The following is a 17,185-nucleotide window of genomic DNA, read 5'->3' as shown; positions in this document are numbered from 1 at the left end:
CGGCATGTCGAACGAATTCGCATTCACTGATACGTCTGAAAAGCTCAGCACCACGCTCGAGAAACTGATAGGAAAACTGCAGGGTCAGACGATCACATTGCGCGAGCTGATGGAGGCGATTGGCGAACAGGGCCTGTTGCTCATCTGCGCGATTGCCTCCCTGCCCTTCCTCATACCGGTGTCCATTCCCGGCGTCAGCACCGTCTTCGGTGCCGCAATCATTCTCGTGAGCCTGGCGATCACGCTTAACCGCCTGCCGTGGCTTCCCGCCAAAATTCTCGACCGGCAGATGGAAACGGCAAAGCTAGTGCCAGCGCTGCAAAAGGGTGTCGCTATCGTCTCCAAGCTCGATCGCTTCATCCGGCCGCGCATTCCCGCGCTGACGACGGGCATCGTCGCCAACAGGATAAACGGCCTTGCCCTGATGACAGCGGGTGTCCTGCTGATGATGCCGCTCGGCTTCATTCCCTTTTCCAACACGCTGCCGGGCGTCGCCATCCTCCTTTTTTCGGCGGGCATGATCCAGCGGGATGGCATCACGGTGCTTGGCGGCTATCTCTTCCTTGGCCTCACGGCCATCTACTTCACAGCGCTTGCCTATGCCGCCTTCTGGGCCGGTCAGGGCATCAGTAGCTCCATCGGCGGCTGAGCGGCTACTGGCGGCCTTTATTGCGGGCCTCGCGGCGGTTCTGTCGCGATGCCCACCACACTGCCAGTCGTCGCCGTCTGCGACGTACCGCCGGTAAATCCTGCGAAAGTACGATCAGGCCAAGCGGAATCATCCAGAAACCCAGGATGGGCAGGAATCCAAGTGTTCCGCCCACGACCAGCGCCGAACCCGTGACGATCCTGCCGACGCGCGAACGCGGCATGGCGAGGCTCCATTTTCCGAGATTGAGGCGACCCGTTCTGTGGTCCATACCGAATTTCATTCCATCCTGCCCTTTTGCATCCAGCCTGTGGATAATTTTTTCACAGGCGATAAGCCCGGAAAATCGGGACTCCGGCGATATAAAACAAGAGGAATGCGTTTTTTTTGAAAAAACCGCTTGGCAAATCGGAAAAGCATTTGTATTACCCCGCTCACACCGCGCCAAGCAGCGCACTTTCCCTGGTAGCTCAGCGGTAGAGCATTCGACTGTTAATCGACAGGTCGCCGGTTCGAATCCGGCCCGGGGAGCCAGTTTCAAAGGGCTTGTATCGAAAGATACGAGCCCTTTTTCATTTCAAGCCGCTGATATGGCCGAGAAACAAGACTTTCCCGCGCATTCTCTATTCTCGGCGCGTTTGCTTTTTTGATACATTTTCGTTACTTTCCTACCCGCACCCCTGTCGGACAGGACCTAGATGGCAGCGCACGTTGTCGTGAAATATGTGGCGCAGTTTAAGGGAACACGGCATCAGCAACGACAGGCAAGGATCTCGGCGCACGGTGCGTCTGCCCGCACAGGGAAACACCTTCGCTCCCGTCGGATGGGAACGTATCCTGAAATATTTCTCTAGGTGGAGCAATTCCGGCGAAACGGGTCGCCGGAATTGCTCTAGCCGTAAAATTATTTGCCCTGCGAGGGTAAGAACACACCGCGGAACCGCATCTTGCCGGAGGATAGCCGGTCATATGCCTCGGTTGCCTGATCAAGCGTGAAGGTTTCGACAATGGGCTTGACCTTGCCTTTTGCGGCGAGGTCGAGAATTTCGGCAAGGTAATGCTGTCCGCCATGCGTGGAGCCGATCACGCGTTGGCGCATCATGTGGAATGGCTTGCCATCGGACGGAATCGAAAACGGCTTGCTGAAGTCGAGCCCGCAAAGGACGATGCGCCCGTCGGGCCTTATGCCGGCCATCGCCTTTACGGCGGTGTCGAAGTCGTTGGTCGTGACCAGCAGAACGTCTGCGCCGCCTGCCGCCAGCAACGCCTCGCCATCGGCGACAACGATGTCGGCACCCAGATCGGTCGCCAGCTTGTGCTTGTCCGGCGAATGCGTGATCGCGACGGTCTCGAAGCCGCAGGCCTTGGAGAATTGCAGGGCGACATGGCCCAGCCCGCCGATACCCAGCACCGCGACCCTTTCACCGGGCTTCGGCGACGCATCACGCAGGCCGCTCCAGGTGGTGTAGCCGGCGCACATCATGGGTGCGGCATCCACGTAATCCAGCCCATCGGGCAACAACACAGTGCCTTCGGCAGAGATCGCAATATACTCTGCGTGTCCGCCCTGTGTCGCGAAACCGGTCGTTCTGGGTGAATCGCAGTTCATGGCCGTCTGGCCGGTCAACGGGCGGTTCTGGCGGCAATATGGGCAACGACCGCATGAGGATTGCACCCAGGTGGTGCCAACCCGGTCTCCGACCCTGCGCGTGTGCACACCCGCGCCGACCTCGACAATCTCGCCGACCACTTCGTGACCCGGGGTCTGCGGATAGATGTCACCACCAGCACCCTTCGTAGCCCATACGTCCGTATAACACATGCCGGAGGCGTGGACTTTCACAAGGACCAGTCCGGGCTCTGCCCTGGGAATGGGAACCTCCTGAACTTCCCAGGGGCGGTTCGCCCCGGTCATCACAACAGCTTTCATCTTCATCAACTTTTCCTCTCTTTGGCGGGTCGCTGGTGGAATTGGCGGTTCGGGGCTCTGGAAGCGACCAGTCCGTCGCTGCCCCCCGCAATGCTGCGCCCTGCGCGGAGTTTATGGATCGTTGACTATCGAAACAATCTGATCAATTCTTGATGACATGATGAAAGCAATTCACCAATCTAAGGGGAACGATCTGGCGGCCTTTGCCGCATTCCTGACGGTCGCGGCCCATCGCAGTTTTCGCAGCGCCGCAACCGAGCTCAACATGACGCCCTCGGCGATCAGCCATTCGATCAAGGTTCTCGAGCAGCGTTTGAACGTCCGCCTTTTCAACCGAACGACCCGCAGCGTCTCCTTGACCGAGGCGGGGGAACGCCTTGCCGCAAAACTCAGGCCGGCAATGGCATCGATTGAGGAGGCCGTTCAGGAGCTGGAGGGTAATGCTCCCGTTCCCACCGGCACCGTTCGGATCAATGCCAGTGAAGGCGCTATCCGCTTGATATTGCGGCCCGTGCTGGCGCGCTTCCTGCGCGAATATCCTCAGGTCCATCTAGACATAGTCAGTGATGGCAGGCTCAGTGATATCGTTGCCGATGGTTTCGATGCCGGTATCCGACTGGCGGAGGCCGTGCCGAAAGACATGGTGGCGATCCCAGTCATGAAGGAGGTGCGCTTTGCTGCGGTTGCGTCGCCCGGATATTTCGAGCAACGCGGCTATCCAATCGCGCCGCAGGATCTCTACAACCACGACTGCATCCGATTCCGGTTTGAAAGCGGTGCTATCTATCGATGGGAATTTGAACGTCTGGGCGTGGTGGAGAGGATCAACGTTTCCGGACCTCTCACATTAAGCGACCAACCGCTGATGGTGGAGGCGGCAATCGATGGAATAGGCATCGCTTTCGTGCCCGACCATCTTGCGACAGACGCACTTGAAGACGGTCGCCTCAAGCGCGTTCTGGAAGAATGGTGTCCGGTCTATCCGGGGCTATGTCTCTACTACTCGGGACGCCGGCATGTATCATCCGGCCTGAGAGCGCTGATCAACATGCTGACTGAAACGCTCTCAGGTAATTGACGACCAGCACCGGCGGCGCCCTGCCCCGGTGCCGGGCAAGGCGCATTCGACACGCATATTCGGGCCGAGCATCACTTATGCTACCCAGAGCACGGTTATGAACGTCAGCTTTTCTTGACCGCGCGCTTCGTCGCCTTGGTGGCGTTTGTGAGAGCCGGCGGATCACTGGCGGGGAAACTTTCTTCAAGGCTCTCGGTCAGGTCATCGACTTTTTCGTGGCTTGCAGCCTTCTGCTCTTTCTGAAGCGATTTTACTGCTGGTGATTTTGCCTTTTTTGCCGGGGCCTTGTTCACCGAGGGCTTGTTCGCCGGGGCCTTCTTTGCGGTAGCCTTGGCGGCGGCAGCGGGTTTTTTCGCGCCTTCTTTGCCATTGGCCTTCACGGTTTTCGCGCTTGCGGCAATCTCCCGCTCCGCCTCTATCCAGTGCCGTTCGTGGTGTCCCTCCGGCCGTCCCTCCCTTTCCCATATTGCGCGCGCTTTTTCACGGATTGCGGCTTCGCGATCATGGTTCATAACGGGCCTCCCTCTTTCGTTGCGCCGGTTTCAATTGTGCCGAGAGAAAAACAGAAAAGGCAAGAAATTGTTCCGCTCTGCCCCATCGCGAAGCGGCGTTTCCTCAAAAATAGGGAACCGTCCTCGCCGCTGATCGTTTGCCCTGCTGGAAACCCGTCAGGAGGATCATCCATGGACGCGCCGAAACACAAAGACAGCAAGCCGCTCGACATTCGCGACGAGGACGTGGCGCATTTCGAAACCGACAGCGAACTCAAATCCAGGCGAGGCGAGATTTATCCGGATGAATCCATGAACCTGCGTGCACGCCGACAGGCGGCCCGGCAGCATGAAGACGCCTTCATCGTCGCCACGGACCTTGAGGACGACGACCAGCGCGAGGCAGCGCCCGGCGTCAGGGAACAGCCATAGGCGCCTTAAAACAAAAAGGGCGGGCCATGGCCCGCCTTTATGGCAATGCAATGTTTCCTGGTCGATCTTCAGCGACGGACGGACACGATGGCCTTGCGATTGAAATTCGATACCTGCACCCGGCCCGACTGATTGCCGCCTAGGATTTGTGCGGTCTTGCCGCTCATGCCCTTCAATATACCGGCATGATAACCGCGTCCGTTGCGGATGACGACGACATCACCCGGCTTGGCCTGGTTCACCGGAACGGCGTAACCGAACGAGGTCCAGGATTTCGCAAATCCATAAGATTTCGGCGATTGCCGGCCCGCCTTGCTGGCGACGGCATGCAGGAAAAGGCCGCACCACGGTGTACTGCGGGGATTTGCCCCGAGAATATTTTTCAGGCTCTTGTTGTTTTTGGATTCATGCAGTCCGGTGTATTTTTCAGCCTGGTTCAGCATGCCAGCCGAAGCTGACGCCACGACTGTAAAAGACAATGCAGCGGATAGAATTAACGCGGATACTCTCAAACGTCTCGCCCTTATGTTAGAGGGCGTCCGTGTATTGTGACAATTTAGCGACAATTTGACGAGAAATGGGCAGAAATCAGACGCCTATTCATGCGCGCTGATCTGTCATTGCTTTAAAACAGGCTGCCCTGCGCATCATCCGCGTTGCTGCGGCCGGCATTTTCGAGATCAAGCATGCGCAATTTCGTGTTGGTGCCGCCCGGTGCGGAAAAGCCGCCAAGCCTGCCACCCGCAGCCAGAACGCGATGGCAGGGAATGATGAGCGGCACGGGATTTTTCGCCATTGCCTGTCCGACATCACGGGCCTTTTCCATGCCGAGGCCAAGCGTTTTCACAATGCCGCCATAGGTCGTCGTGCGGCCCCAGCCGATCTGCCGCGCAACGGCGTAAACATCGAGAAAAAAACGATCCTGCCCGGCAAGATCGAGTTCGACGGTGGCAAAATCGATTGCTTCGCCACTGAAATAGCGGGTGATCATCGCGATCACCTCACGCGTCCGTGTCTCGGGAACAGCGATCGTGGAGGATGGCAGACGTTTCAGCAGCAGCTTTTCTGTTTCGCCAGCGTCAGCGCCGGGCAATTGCAGACGGGCAATGCCACGCCCTGCCCATGCGAGGCCGCAATGGCCGAGTGCCGTTGGAAAAACAATATAACCGTAATGGTTGCTCATTGCCGTCTTGATCCGTCATTTCGCCTGCACGATGCCATATCCTGCGTTCGAAACAACCCGTTTCCTGCGCCTGAATGACGAAGGCCACCCGGTTCTGGCGGGTGGCCTTTCTGGTTTCGGTCCCGAAAATGCGGATCAGGATGCGATCTTATTCTGTTCCTCCGCCTTGTCCTCCATCAGGCATTGCGCCTGGCGGCTTGCGGCAACGAAGGCGGTGCGGGCGATTTCTCCTGCCACATCGCCCATCAGCGACGAACGGCACAGGCGAAGCGCCTGTTCATGGGCCTTGTCGCCACGTTTCGGCCATTCGTGCTGTAAAAAATCGAAGGCTTCGTAAACGCCGTTGAAAATCCGGGGAGCACCGTTTTCAAGGGAGATGGTAACGGGCTTTTCCCACTTAACGTCATTCAGCAACATTGATTGCACTTCCATGCTCTATTAACCCGCGACAAACGCCGGCTCCTCCAGTTGGTTCCCTTCACCTGCGGTTTCAAGGTCGAAAAAATAACCCTCGAGAAACCATGTGCCCCATCTTCCCATTCTAGCCGATTTGCGGAACAAAGCGTTTCAACACTCGTTCAAGCGGAAGTGAACCGGGTCTTTTCATGCCGACAGAAGCCTCTCCCGTCATCGTCTGGTTCCGCAAGGACCTGCGCCTTTCGGACAATCTCGCCCTCCTTGCGGCGCTCGAACACGGCGGCCCTGTGATCCCGCTTTATATAAGGGAGAAATCCTCCGGGCCGCTGGGCGGTGCGCAGGAATGGTGGCTTCACCATTCGCTGGCCTCTCTTGCCACCGAGCTGGAAAAAACCGGTAGCCGTCTGCTGCTCGCAAGCGGCGACGCCGGAGAGACGTTACGCCATGTGATAACCGAAACCGGTGCCGACACAGTGTTCTGGAACCGCCGCTACGATCCGGCGGGCATGGCGACGGACAAGGCACTGAAACAGACGCTGAGGGACGACGGCCTGACGGTTCAAAGCTTTGCCGGCCATCTGCTGCATGAACCATCCCGGGTACAGACAAAATCCGGCGGGCCCTACCGGGTCTATACCCCCTTTTGGCGGGCGCTGGAGGGCGGTGAGGAGCCACATGCGCCGGCGGATGCGCCGAAGAGGCTGAAAGCACCGGACACTTGGCCTCAATCAGAGAAACTCAACGATTGGAAGCTCCTGCCATCCAAACCGGACTGGGCCAAGGATTTCAGCGAAATATGGACCCCGGGCGAAATTAGTGCGCGGGAGAGACTCGACGATTTCATTGATGGCGCCTTGAAGGGTTATGAAGAAGGCCGTGATTTTCCGGCAAAGGATGCCACCTCGCTGCTTGCACCACATCTGGCTCTCGGCGAAATATCGCCCGCCGCCGTCTGGCACGCGACGAAAGGCCTCTCACGCCATATCGCCTCCAACGATATCAGCCGCTTCCGCAAGGAGCTCGTCTGGCGGGAATTCTGCTACCACCTGCTGTTTCACTTTCCCGAACTGGACGAAAAAAACTGGAACGACAGTTTCGACGCCTTCGGCTGGCGGGATGATGAAGAAGCCTTCGAGGCCTGGACGCGCGGCATGACGGGATACCCCATCGTCGATGCCGGCATGCGGCAATTGTGGAAACACGGCACCATGCACAATCGGGTGCGCATGATCGTGGCCTCCTTCCTCATCAAACATCTGCTGATCGACTGGCGGAAGGGTGAAAAATGGTTTCGCGACACGCTTGTGGATGCCGACCCGGCTTCCAATGCCGCCAACTGGCAATGGGTGGCGGGTTCGGGCGCGGACGCCTCGCCGTTTTTCCGCATCTTCAACCCCATCCTGCAGGGCGAAAAATTCGATGGCGATGGCGATTATGTGCGCCGCTTCGTGCCCGAACTCGAAAAGCTCGAGCGGAAATTCATCCACAAGCCGTTCGAAGCACCGAAAGAAGTGTTGAAAAAGGCGGGCATCGAGCTTGGCAAGACCTATCCGTTGCCGATCATTGACCACGGAAAAGCGCGTGAAAGAGCGCTTGCGGCCTATGCCGACGTCAAGAAGAACGCATAAAATTGGGTATCGGCAAAATTTTGCGTGGCTAAGCCAAAGCCGGGAAGATAATTTCTTGCCTTGAGGCGGTTGTAACGGGACATAACGGCACCTAATTTCCGCTCAGACAAGAAGGCTCAATCATGACCATTCATCCCTCTGCGCTCAGTGCTATCGGCAACACGCCGCTCATCCGTCTGAAAGCCGCCTCGGAAGCGACGGGGTGTGAAATCCTCGGCAAGGCGGAATTCCTCAATCCCGGTCAATCGGTGAAGGATCGCGCGGCGCTCTATATCATCCGCGACGCCGAGCGGCGCGGTCAGTTGCGACCGGGCGGCACCATTGTGGAGGGTACTGCGGGCAATACCGGCATTGGTCTGTCGCTGGTCGCCAATGCGCTGGGCTACAAGACGGTCATCGTCATTCCCGAGACGCAGAGCCAGGAAAAGAAGGACGCTCTGAAGCTTCTCGGCGCCAAGCTGGTCGAGGTTCCGGCAGCCCCCTATTCCAATCCGAACAATTACGTGAAGGTTTCCGGCCGGCTGGCAAAACAGCTCGCCGCGACCGATGAAAACGGCGCGATCTGGGCCAACCAGTTCGACAATATCGCCAACCGGCAGGCCCACATCGAAACGACGGCGCCTGAGATCTGGGACCAGACGGATGGCAAGGTCGATGGCTTCATATGCTCGGTCGGTTCCGGTGGGACGCTTGCGGGCGTGGCCGATGGCCTTCGCGATTTCAACCCTGACATCAAGATCGGCCTTGCCGATCCCGAGGGTGCGGCCCTCTATGAATTTTACAAGCACGGCGTGCTGAAATCGGAAGGATCTTCCATCACCGAAGGCATCGGACAGGGGCGCATCACCGCCAATCTGGAAGGTTTTACACCAGACTTCTCCTATCGCATTTCGGATGCGGAAGCGCTGCCGGTGCTGTTCGACCTCGTCACAAAAGAGGGCCTTTGCCTTGGCGGCTCCTCGGGTATCAACATTGCCGGCGCAATCCGTCTTGCCCGCGAGCTTGGTCCGGGGCATACAATCGTGACGATACTGTGCGACTACGGCAATCGTTATCAGTCGAAGCTGTTCAACCCGGATTTCCTGCGCTCCAAGGGGCTTCCCATTCCGCAGTGGCTGGCGACGAAAAGCGAGATTGCGGTTCCGTACGAAACCGTTTGAGGACATGCCGAAATGCCTGTGAATGCCCTGTTCCGTGACGATTTTTATCTTTCCACCGCAGAAGCGATCGTCACGGCGGTGCATGAGGATGGCGGCATAGAGCTAGACCAGACATGCTTTTACGCCACCTCCGGCGGCCAGCCGGGCGATAGCGGTTTTCTCGAGCGGGCCGATGGTTCGCGCATCGAACTCGGCATCACCAGAAACGGCGCCGACAAGAGCGTGATCGTCCATGTGCCGCTCGAAGGCCAGCCTTCCCCCGAGATCGGCGAAAAACTGACCCTGCATGTGGACTGGCCGCGTCGTTACAAGCTGATGCGGATGCATACCGCCTGCCATCTGCTATCCGTCGTTTGCCAGTGGCCGATTACCGGAGCCGCCGTCGGCGAGGACGAATCGCGTGTCGATTTCGACATGTCCGAGACCATCGACAAGGACGAAGTGACGGCAAAGCTGATGGAGCTGGTAAAAGCCAACCATCCCGTCTTCCTGCAATGGATCACCGACGAGGAGCTGCAGGCCAATCCGGGTATCGTCAAATCCAAGAATGTGCGCCCACCGATGGGCCTTGGTCGGGTCAGCCTCGTCTGCATCGGCGAAAATTCCAGCATCGACAGCCAGCCCTGCGGCGGCACCCATGTTTCCGAAACGCAGGAAGTGGGCGATATTCACATTGCCAAGATAGAAAAGAAGGGCAAGGAGAACAGGCGGTTCCGCATTCGTTTCGGCGCGCCTGAAGCTGTTGCCTGAGATTGGGAGAAACATCGTGAGCACGGATAAGAGCCGTTTCGTCGTTTCGGCGGACTGGGTGGAAAAGCAGCTCGGCACGGCCGGGTTTCGTGTCGTTGATGCCTCCTGGTATCTGCCGGCGCATAAGCGCAACGGCGCGGAAGAATTCGCAGCCGGCCATCTGCCCGGCGCCGTGTTCTTCGATCAGGACAAGATCGCCGATCATACCACCGGCCTGCCGCATTCCCTGCCCTCGCCGGAATTCTTCGCGGAACAGGCAGGCGCGCTCGGCCTCAGCGACACCGATACGATCGTGGTTTATGACGGCCCCGGTTTCTTTTCCGCGCCGCGCGTGTGGTGGATGCTGCGGGTGATGGGCGTGCGCAAGGCCTATGTGCTGGATGGCGGCCTCGACGGCTGGAAGCGCGAAGGCCGGCCGCTTGAAACCGGCACGCCGGAGATTGCACCCGCCACCTTCACGCCTGATTTCAACGAGAAGCGCGTGACTTCCTTGTCGACCATGCGCGGCATCGTCGACAGCGGTGAAAAGCAGATCGCCGATGCCCGTGGCGCCGGCCGCTTCACCGGCGACGAGGCCGAGCCGCGTGCCGGCATGCGTTCCGGCCACATGCCCGGCGCACGCAGCCTGCCGGCCACTGCCTTTTCCGAGAACGGCCATTTCAAGGACCTTACCGCCATCCGCAAGATGGTCGCCGATGCGGGCATCGACCTCAGCAAGCCGGTCGTCACCAGCTGCGGCTCGGGCGTCACCGCCGCCGTCATCACCTTGGCGCTGGAATCGCTCGGCCATCGGGACAATTCGCTCTATGATGGCTCCTGGTCAGAATGGGGCGGACTGGAAGATACGCCTGTCGTCACCGGCCCCGCCGAGCCTGTCCCCCTGGTATCGCATGGCCCTTTGAAGGCGCATGTCACACAGCTGGAAATGACTGCTCCGCCGAAGGTCAGCCTGCCGATTCCCGTCAATATCCAGACGGCGCTGATGCGGGTTACCGATATTCCCCTGCACTTCTACCGTTATATTTACTGGCGGGTGGGAAAACGCTGGCACTGGCAAAAACGCATGCGCATGAGCGATGCGGAACTCTCCGCCGTCCTCAAGGACCCGAAGAACAGCGTCACGGTTCTTTACATGAACGGCGCGCCTGCCGGTTTCTTCGAGCTGAACAAGGCGAACGACGAGGTGACCGAGCTTTCCTATTTCGGGCTTCTCGAAGAGGCGATCGGCGCGGGTGTCGGCAAGTGGTTCCTGTTGCAGGCGCTTTACGCCGCCTGGCAGGACAACCCCAAACGCGTGACGGTGACAACCAACACGCTTGATCATCCGCGTGCGCTTCAGCTTTACCAGATGATGGGTTTTTCGCCTGTCGGCACCTATGAGGCCTGGGTGGAGCCGCTTTCCGATACCGAGCTTCTGGAAATCTCGCTGCGCAATTGAGGTTTTGGCCTATACAAACGCCTCCTCATTCCTGTGCCTGTCACAGGAATGAGAGTGGAGAGACGCTACAATCAGGCCTTATCAATGATCAGGTGGGTGGCCCCCTCGCCCGATACCGTCTCCGTGCAGCGATAACCGAGCGCAGGTAAATCCAGCCCTTCGAACAGATGTTCGCCCTTTCCAAGGAAAACCGGCGCAAGCGCCAGATGCAATTCGTCGATCATGCCCCCGGCCATATATTGCCGGATGGTGGAAACGCCGCCGCCGATGCGGACATCCTTGCCGTCAGCGGCGGTGAGCGCCATGTCCAGAGCGGCCTCGATGCCCTTGGTGACGAAATGGAAAACCGTGCCGCCTTTCATGGTGAAGGATGGGCGCTCATGGTGCGTCAACACGTAAACCGGAACGTGATAGGGCGGCTCATCGCCCCACCAGCCCTTCCAGTTATCATCCGGCCAGGCGCCGCGGATAGGGCCGAACATGTTGCGCCCCAAAATCCAGGCGCCGATATTTTCGAAACTTTTCTCGGAGAATTTCTCATCCGTGCCGGTCGAACCGCCCTCCTTGCCGAACATGCGGTGAAAGGTGCGGGTCTTGAACGCCCATTGATGCAGCTCTTCGCCGTTCACGCCCAGCGGGTTCTGCAGGCTCTGGTCCGGCCCGGCACCATATCCGTCAAGTGAGATCGCGAAATTGCGAACGACGACCTTCGGCATGGCACTTTCCTCCATCATTCAGGAGGCCGGATCGCCAGCGCCGGCAATCTGCCTCAGATTTCTCTTTCCAGATTGACCGCTGTCGGAATTTGTCCGCCAGCAGCGCCCTTGTCTTCCGTAACAGTGTTCAGGAGATGATCGGCGATCAGCTCCGCCTGGAATTTACCAAGCTCGTAGCAATAGGTGATCTCGCGCTTTTCCGCCGACCAGTAGACATCGGGGCGGCCGCAGGACTTTGCCGTCAGCTTGACGTCGCCCTTGAGGCCATAACCGCCGAAACTGCGGCTGATGAGATCGAGAACCTTCGATTCCTTGACCATAATGGCATAGGGTTCAAGTTCAGGGTCACGCGGCGGCACATAGCTGACGGAAAATCTGGAAGGTGTCTGGCTGCGGTGGGGCGCCAAAAAATTCTCCCAGGCCGAAGCGACGCCGGGATAGGCGGCGGCGCATTTGCCGAATTCGGCATTGTCCAGCCCCATCATGGCGGCAAGATCGCCATAACCGTCCTTGTCACGGCCGACCATCAGGCAGGCCATGTTGCGGTCGCGGCTTCTGTCAGGCACCAGCGCGGAAAAGACCGGTGCTTCGTGATCGGGCAAGGTCTCCGCCTCGCGCGCCAGATACCAGCTGTCGGTGGCGTTGACGAGCGCGGTATCGAGCCATTCCTCATTGGCCTGGAGGATGAGAGTGCCCGCCAGCTGATCGGCAGGAGCCTGGACGCTGCCAGTATCCGCGGTTCCGAAATCCGAGATTAGCATGCGCGCACCCTCGTGGTAGAGCGAGAAGATTGCGTTGCCGATAACGAAATTGACCGCCTGCTGCAGCTGCTCGTCGGACAGGCCGTCGAGACCGGAGGCGACCTGCGCGTTCGCCGCAATCGGAGCCGTCAACGAAACGAAAGCCAGCGGAACGGCGGCCAGAAAACGACGGAACATAAAATCAGACCTTCCGGGATCGAGGAGCGTCACTGATTCCCGATGCTAACGAAACACGCAATGGGCTGGTTGCATCACCCCTCAAGAATCGGGTGGATAGTGTCCTGTTTCGAGATCATAGCTGCAAAGAAGCAACGCCGATCCGAACCGGAAGGACCCCACCATGACCGATCTCGTTTTTACAGCAATGCCGGCTAAGGATGCCGAAGCTTTCCGGGCGGGCGCTGCCGACGCCTATGGCAACCCGCCGGAGAAGGCCGTTTCCCCGGGCGGCATGCCGTGCCGTCATTGCCTCTCGCAGATCAATCAGGGTGAAGGCATGCTGATCCTCGCCTACCGGCCCTTTCCCTCGCTCCAACCCTATGCCGAAACGGGTCCGATCTTTCTTCACGCTGAGCCCTGTGAGCGATATCCCCAGACGGATGCCGTTCCCCCGATGCTCGATAGCCCGGATTATATCGTTCGCGGATATGGCAGCGACGACCGGATCGTCTACGGCACCGGCGCCGTGACGGCGACAGGCGATATTGTCTCACGCGCCGAACATCTCCTGAGCCGCACCGATATCGCCTATGTACATGTGCGCTCTGCCCGGAACAATTGTTACCAGTGCCGTATCGATACAGCATAATCGCAAGATTACCTGCAATTTTAACTGATGAACTAAACGGGCTTCAAGCTTTATGCGTCATGGTTGGGGCATCGGAAACAAATTGATTTGAGCAGCAAAATGGCAAACAACCTCAACATAGTGACCCGCGCCGCACCCCGGAGCAAGACCAGGATTTTTGCGACCGTGCATTACTTCAGCCAGTCGACCCGAGGCCGCGTGCTGGACCTGTCGGCCACCGGCATGGCGCTCGAACTGGACGGACCTTTCGCGGCCGCCAAGGGTAGCCGGGTCAAGGTGCAAAGCGAGGATCTGGGCTTCATCGAGGGCGAGGTGCAATGGCAGCATCAAAACCGCCTCGGCCTGCAGCTGAAGCTTTCCACCAATACGCTGGCGCAGCTCTCCTCCTATTTCCGCTTCTTCCATGAAGAAGTGAAGCCGACGCTCGCGCGTTAAGCCACTGGTTTTCGAAATCGGAATGCGCCGAGCGAACGCAGCGCATTCCCTTGCGATGGCGCATGCGGCGCAGTCGTGACAAAAAATTTATCAAACGGTTGAAAACAGGCCTCTCCGTCACCGGCCTGTCATTTTGATGATGGACTCCTCGGCGATTGCTTCTACCTTGTCGTCTTCCATGACAGAGCAAGCTTCATCCGAAGGAGTTCCCATGTCGTCGCTTCTCGCTCTCCACCCCATCAGCCGCCGTTCGCTTCTCAGCGGCATTGCCGCCTCCTCAGCGCTGGTGATGCTGCACCCGTTTGCCGCGCGCGCGGCCGCCAATCAGGCGCATCTGCGCATCATGGAAACGACTGACATCCATGTTCACGTCTTTCCCTATGACTATTATGCCGACAAGCCGAACGACACGATGGGGCTGGCGCGCACCGCCTCGATCATCGGCACCATTCGTGCCGAAGCCGGAAATTCGATGCTGGTGGATAATGGCGACTTCCTGCAGGGCAATCCGCTCGGCGACTATATCGCCTATGAGCGGGGCATGAAGGCCGGCGACAAGCATCCCGTCATCAACGCCATGAACGTGCTCGGCTACGACTGCGGCACGCTCGGCAACCACGAATTCAACTACGGCCTCGATTATATGTCGAACACGCTGGCGGGAGCGGGCTTCCCTTACGTCTGCGCCAACCTCACCAAGGGCCAGCTTGCTTCCGATCCGAAGAACGACGAGCTGTTCTTCAAGCCCTATGTCATTCTGGAGAAGCAGATCCGCGATGGCGCGGGCGTCACCAGCCCGGTCAAGGTCGGCATCATCGGCTTCGTGCCGCCGCAGATCATGATGTGGGATTCCAAGAACCTCGAGGGCAAGGCGCAGACGCGCGATATCGTCGAGGCGGCGAAAGCCTGGGTGCCGGTCATGAAGGAAGAAGGCGCCGATATCGTCATCGCGCTGTCCCATTCCGGCATCGACGGCAAGGGCCAGACCGAGCGCATGGAAAATGCCTCTCTCTATCTGGCGGGCGTCGAAGGCATCGACGCGATCTTCACCGGCCACCAGCATCTGGTCTTCCCCGGTCCGAAGACCTGGGACGGCATCGAGGGCGTTGATGCCGTCAAGGGCACCTTGCAGGGCAAGCCTGCCGTGATGGCGGGTTTCTGGGGTTCGCATATGGGCCTGATCGACCTGCTGCTCGAAAAGGACGGCAAGAGCTGGAAGATCGTCGATTTCACCTCCGAAGCCCGGCCGATCTATCACCGCGATGAAAACCGCAAGGTCGTTGCCGATTTTACCGACAAGCCGGAGGTCATCGCCGCCGCCAAGGCCGATCACGAAGCCGCCCTCGCTTATGTGCGCCGCCCGGTGGGCAAGACGTCCGCCCCGCTCTATTCCTATTTCGCACTGGTGGCCGATGATCCTTCCGTGCAGATCGTCTCCAATGCCCAGACGTGGTACATCAAGGACATGCTGAAGGAAGGGCAATATAAGGACCTGCCCGTGCTTTCGGCAGCGGCGCCCTTCAAGTCCGGCGGTCGCGGCGGTGCAGACTATTATACCGATGTCCCCGCCGGTGACATTGCCATCAAGAATGTCGCCGACCTCTATCTTTACCCCAACACCGTGCAGGCGGTGCTGATCAACGGCGCGCAGGTCAAGAACTGGCTGGAAATGTCGGCGGGCATGTTCAACACTGTCGAGGCTGGCGCCAAGGATGCGCCGCTGCTCAATGCGGATTTCCCGTCCTATAATTTCGATGTCATCGACGGTGTCACCTATCAGATCGACATTTCCAAACCGGCGAAATTCGACAAGGACGGCAAGGCGGTCAATCCGAACAGCAACCGCATCGTCAACCTGCAATTTGAAGGCAAGCCGATCGATCCCGAGCAGAAATTCGTGGTGGCGACCAATAATTACCGGGCGAGCGGCGGCGGCAAATTCCCTGATATTGCCGCCGACAAGGTGATCTTCGTGGCTCCCGACACCAACCGCGACGTGATCGTGCGCTATATCATCGATCAGGGCACCATCAATCCGTCTGCTGATGCCAACTGGTCCTTCGCGCCGGTTGCCAATACCTCGGCAATCTTCGAAACCGGCCCGAAAGGCCGCCACTATGCGGCCGATATCAAGGGCGCGAAGATCGAGGATGCCGGTGAAGGCGCGGAAGGTTTCGCGAAATTCCGTCTGGTTCTCTAGGGATTGCAGCCCTCCCGGCGGGAATGCGCCGGGAGGGCGAACTTGTCCACGACGCCTCCATCCAACTCGACGTCATCCTCGGGCTTGACCTGAGGATCCATTGACTGCGGCGGTGTGTGGGTCCCCTGGTCAAGCCCGAGGATGACGTTGAGCTTGATGAAAGCCTGTCAGCCACATCGCTGACTATTCCTCAATCACGGCCAACCACAGCGCGTAGCAGCAGCGGCAGTTCCGCCGGTGGTTTCTGCTCGATGCGCCGATAGTCGCTGCCGTCGCGGTTGCGGCGGATCAGCCGCAGGCCGACCATGTCACGCCGAAGCATCGCGGCATCCCGAAAGAGATGCAGACCATCCAGAAAGCCGCTGAATTCGCGTTCGGAGAAACTGCGGCCGGCCGGGATTTTCGCCCAGAAATACCAGAGGCATAGTTCCTGCTGGGATCGGCGGGCGGGCCATTGCATCAACCGGCCGTCGCCATCGAAAATCCGCGCGGTCTTCAGCACCCTGCCCTCATTGGCGGTGGGCATTGTCTCCGCTCGTGTCTGCGGTAACGGAGGCCCGCTTTCGGCGGATGGCGTGCGTGACGCACGCAGATGCTGGAAATTGCGGAACCCGGCAGCGCGGCTCAGAAGATTGAGCATCTCCACATGGCTTGGCTGGCGGTCCAGCCGGCCGATCTGTTCGCGGAGCGATTTGGCAAAGGTCGATACGTCGGCAATATCAATGGAAAGGATCGAACGTGGCATGACTTACCCTCAAGTGCCATTCCGAAACGGTGTCGCTGATCGCCGGCTTCCGACAAGGCACGGGATAAGTGCTGTCAATCTTTCCAAATGCAGGTTTAGCTTCCCTTGCGGGACGGCGATGCCTCGGTGAACTGCTGACCGTGGGTTAGGTATAGGCAGGCCGGTCGCTTGCGTCAATTGGTGTTGCCTGGGGCTTGGTGCCGAGATTGCTGCCTTTTTTCTTCTCCCCGTTGGGGAGAAGGTGGCCCGAATAGTCGGATGAGGGGGCAAGCTCTCGGTTTATTACGAACGTTGCCCCCTCATCCCGCTGCCGCGGACTTCTCCCCCTCGGGGAGAAGAAACACGCGGCACCTTCTCAGCCAAA

General features: G+C 58.9%; 19 protein-coding genes and 1 tRNA gene. 11 read left to right on the top strand and 9 right to left on the bottom strand.

The genetic code is table 11. The features are described from left to right. Positions 1–4 precede the first annotated feature (4 nt). Positions 5–649: an exopolysaccharide biosynthesis protein gene (locus AC1ROR_RS03270; RefSeq protein WP_035217747.1), complete on the top strand. Its 645-nt coding sequence runs from the start codon at positions 5–7 to the stop codon at positions 647–649. A gap of 4 nt (positions 650–653) precedes the next feature. On the opposite strand, the gene AC1ROR_RS03265 is transcribed toward AC1ROR_RS03270, so the two are convergent. Next, positions 654–932: a hypothetical protein gene (locus tag AC1ROR_RS03265; protein WP_035217748.1), complete on the bottom strand. Its 279-nt coding sequence runs from the start codon at positions 930–932 to the stop codon at positions 654–656. A 176-nt stretch (positions 933–1,108) separates the two neighbouring features. On the opposite strand from AC1ROR_RS03265, the gene AC1ROR_RS03260 reads away from it, so the two are divergent. Then, positions 1,109–1,183: transfer RNA gene (locus AC1ROR_RS03260), tRNA-Asn, on the top strand. A 370-nt stretch (positions 1,184–1,553) separates the two neighbouring features. Here the strand turns inward: AC1ROR_RS03260 and AC1ROR_RS03255 are convergent. Next, the gene (locus tag AC1ROR_RS03255) at positions 1,554–2,585 is read right to left on the bottom strand and encodes an alcohol dehydrogenase catalytic domain-containing protein (RefSeq protein ID WP_498588593.1); all 1,032 of its coding nucleotides are present in this window, start codon (positions 2,583–2,585) and stop codon (positions 1,554–1,556) included. Positions 2,586–2,736: 151 nt separating this feature from the next. Between AC1ROR_RS03255 and AC1ROR_RS03250 the strand changes: the two genes are divergently transcribed. Then, the gene (locus AC1ROR_RS03250) at positions 2,737–3,657 is read left to right on the top strand and encodes a LysR family transcriptional regulator (protein ID WP_498588592.1); all 921 of its coding nucleotides are present in this window, start codon (positions 2,737–2,739) and stop codon (positions 3,655–3,657) included. A 104-nt stretch (positions 3,658–3,761) separates the two neighbouring features. Here the strand turns inward: AC1ROR_RS03250 and AC1ROR_RS03245 are convergent, their stop codons facing one another. Continuing rightward, complete coding sequence (locus tag AC1ROR_RS03245; protein ID WP_498588591.1) at positions 3,762–4,169, bottom strand: DUF2934 domain-containing protein; 408 nt, start codon at positions 4,167–4,169, stop codon at positions 3,762–3,764. Between the two features lie 171 nt (positions 4,170–4,340). On the opposite strand from AC1ROR_RS03245, the gene AC1ROR_RS03240 reads away from it, so the two are divergent. Beyond that, positions 4,341–4,580 carry a hypothetical protein gene (locus AC1ROR_RS03240; RefSeq protein ID WP_498588590.1) on the top strand — a complete coding sequence of 80 codons (240 nt, stop codon included), beginning with the start codon at positions 4,341–4,343 and terminating at the stop codon, positions 4,578–4,580. A 68-nt stretch (positions 4,581–4,648) separates the two neighbouring features. Here AC1ROR_RS03240 and AC1ROR_RS03235 read toward each other — a convergent pair whose 3' ends face one another. The 3 genes from AC1ROR_RS03235 to AC1ROR_RS03225 all read right to left on the bottom strand — a co-directional run bounded on the left by AC1ROR_RS03235 (position 4,649) and on the right by AC1ROR_RS03225 (position 6,180). Next, positions 4,649–5,092: a TIGR02594 family protein gene (locus AC1ROR_RS03235; RefSeq protein WP_035217751.1), complete on the bottom strand. Its 444-nt coding sequence runs from the start codon at positions 5,090–5,092 to the stop codon at positions 4,649–4,651. A 113-nt stretch (positions 5,093–5,205) separates the two neighbouring features. Next, the gene (locus AC1ROR_RS03230) at positions 5,206–5,763 is read right to left on the bottom strand and encodes a methylated-DNA--[protein]-cysteine S-methyltransferase (RefSeq protein WP_080834142.1); all 558 of its coding nucleotides are present in this window, start codon (positions 5,761–5,763) and stop codon (positions 5,206–5,208) included. Positions 5,764–5,898: 135 nt separating this feature from the next. Continuing rightward, entirely contained in the window at positions 5,899–6,180 is a 282-nt protein-coding gene (locus AC1ROR_RS03225) for a DUF982 domain-containing protein (protein WP_498588589.1), read from the bottom strand. A gap of 188 nt (positions 6,181–6,368) precedes the next feature. Here AC1ROR_RS03225 and AC1ROR_RS03220 point away from each other — a divergent pair, with 188 nt between their 5' ends. The 4 genes from AC1ROR_RS03220 to sseA all read left to right on the top strand — a co-directional run bounded on the left by AC1ROR_RS03220 (position 6,369) and on the right by sseA (position 11,156). Beyond that, positions 6,369–7,808 carry a cryptochrome/photolyase family protein gene (locus AC1ROR_RS03220; RefSeq protein WP_498588588.1) on the top strand — a complete coding sequence of 480 codons (1,440 nt, stop codon included), beginning with the start codon at positions 6,369–6,371 and terminating at the stop codon, positions 7,806–7,808. Positions 7,809–7,930: 122 nt separating this feature from the next. After that, complete coding sequence (locus AC1ROR_RS03215; RefSeq protein ID WP_035217756.1) at positions 7,931–8,968, top strand: cysteine synthase A; 1,038 nt, start codon at positions 7,931–7,933, stop codon at positions 8,966–8,968. A gap of 12 nt (positions 8,969–8,980) precedes the next feature. Further along, the gene (locus AC1ROR_RS03210) at positions 8,981–9,718 is read left to right on the top strand and encodes an alanyl-tRNA editing protein (RefSeq protein ID WP_080834136.1); all 738 of its coding nucleotides are present in this window, start codon (positions 8,981–8,983) and stop codon (positions 9,716–9,718) included. A gap of 16 nt (positions 9,719–9,734) precedes the next feature. Continuing rightward, positions 9,735–11,156 carry a 3-mercaptopyruvate sulfurtransferase gene (gene sseA / locus AC1ROR_RS03205; RefSeq protein ID WP_035217758.1) on the top strand — a complete coding sequence of 474 codons (1,422 nt, stop codon included), beginning with the start codon at positions 9,735–9,737 and terminating at the stop codon, positions 11,154–11,156. A gap of 71 nt (positions 11,157–11,227) precedes the next feature. Here sseA and AC1ROR_RS03200 read toward each other — a convergent pair whose 3' ends face one another. Further along, a complete protein-coding gene (locus tag AC1ROR_RS03200; protein WP_498588587.1) occupies positions 11,228–11,872 on the bottom strand; it encodes a dihydrofolate reductase family protein in 645 nt (214 codons plus the stop codon). A gap of 53 nt (positions 11,873–11,925) precedes the next feature. After that, on the bottom strand, positions 11,926–12,810 hold the full coding sequence (locus AC1ROR_RS03195) for a DUF4344 domain-containing metallopeptidase (RefSeq protein ID WP_498588586.1): 885 nt from the start codon (positions 12,808–12,810) through the stop codon (positions 11,926–11,928). Between the two features lie 163 nt (positions 12,811–12,973). Here AC1ROR_RS03195 and AC1ROR_RS03190 point away from each other — a divergent pair, with 163 nt between their 5' ends. The 3 genes from AC1ROR_RS03190 (at position 12,974) to AC1ROR_RS03180 (ending at position 16,076) form a co-directional block, all read left to right on the top strand. Next, entirely contained in the window at positions 12,974–13,441 is a 468-nt protein-coding gene (locus tag AC1ROR_RS03190) for a DUF1203 domain-containing protein (RefSeq protein ID WP_498588585.1), read from the top strand. Between the two features lie 99 nt (positions 13,442–13,540). After that, complete coding sequence (locus AC1ROR_RS03185; RefSeq protein ID WP_035217761.1) at positions 13,541–13,876, top strand: PilZ domain-containing protein; 336 nt, start codon at positions 13,541–13,543, stop codon at positions 13,874–13,876. A 211-nt stretch (positions 13,877–14,087) separates the two neighbouring features. Next, positions 14,088–16,076, top strand: coding sequence for a bifunctional 2',3'-cyclic-nucleotide 2'-phosphodiesterase/3'-nucleotidase (locus AC1ROR_RS03180; RefSeq protein ID WP_498588584.1), 1,989 nt, complete (start codon positions 14,088–14,090; stop codon positions 16,074–16,076). A 190-nt stretch (positions 16,077–16,266) separates the two neighbouring features. Here AC1ROR_RS03180 and AC1ROR_RS03175 read toward each other — a convergent pair whose 3' ends face one another. Beyond that, positions 16,267–16,821, bottom strand: coding sequence for a DUF2087 domain-containing protein (locus AC1ROR_RS03175; RefSeq protein ID WP_498588583.1), 555 nt, complete (start codon positions 16,819–16,821; stop codon positions 16,267–16,269). Positions 16,822–17,185 lie beyond the last annotated feature (364 nt).

It is taken from the genome of Agrobacterium sp. GW821-FHT14E08, from assembly GCF_058803865.1.
This window is presented reverse-complemented; position numbering and strand designations above follow the sequence as displayed.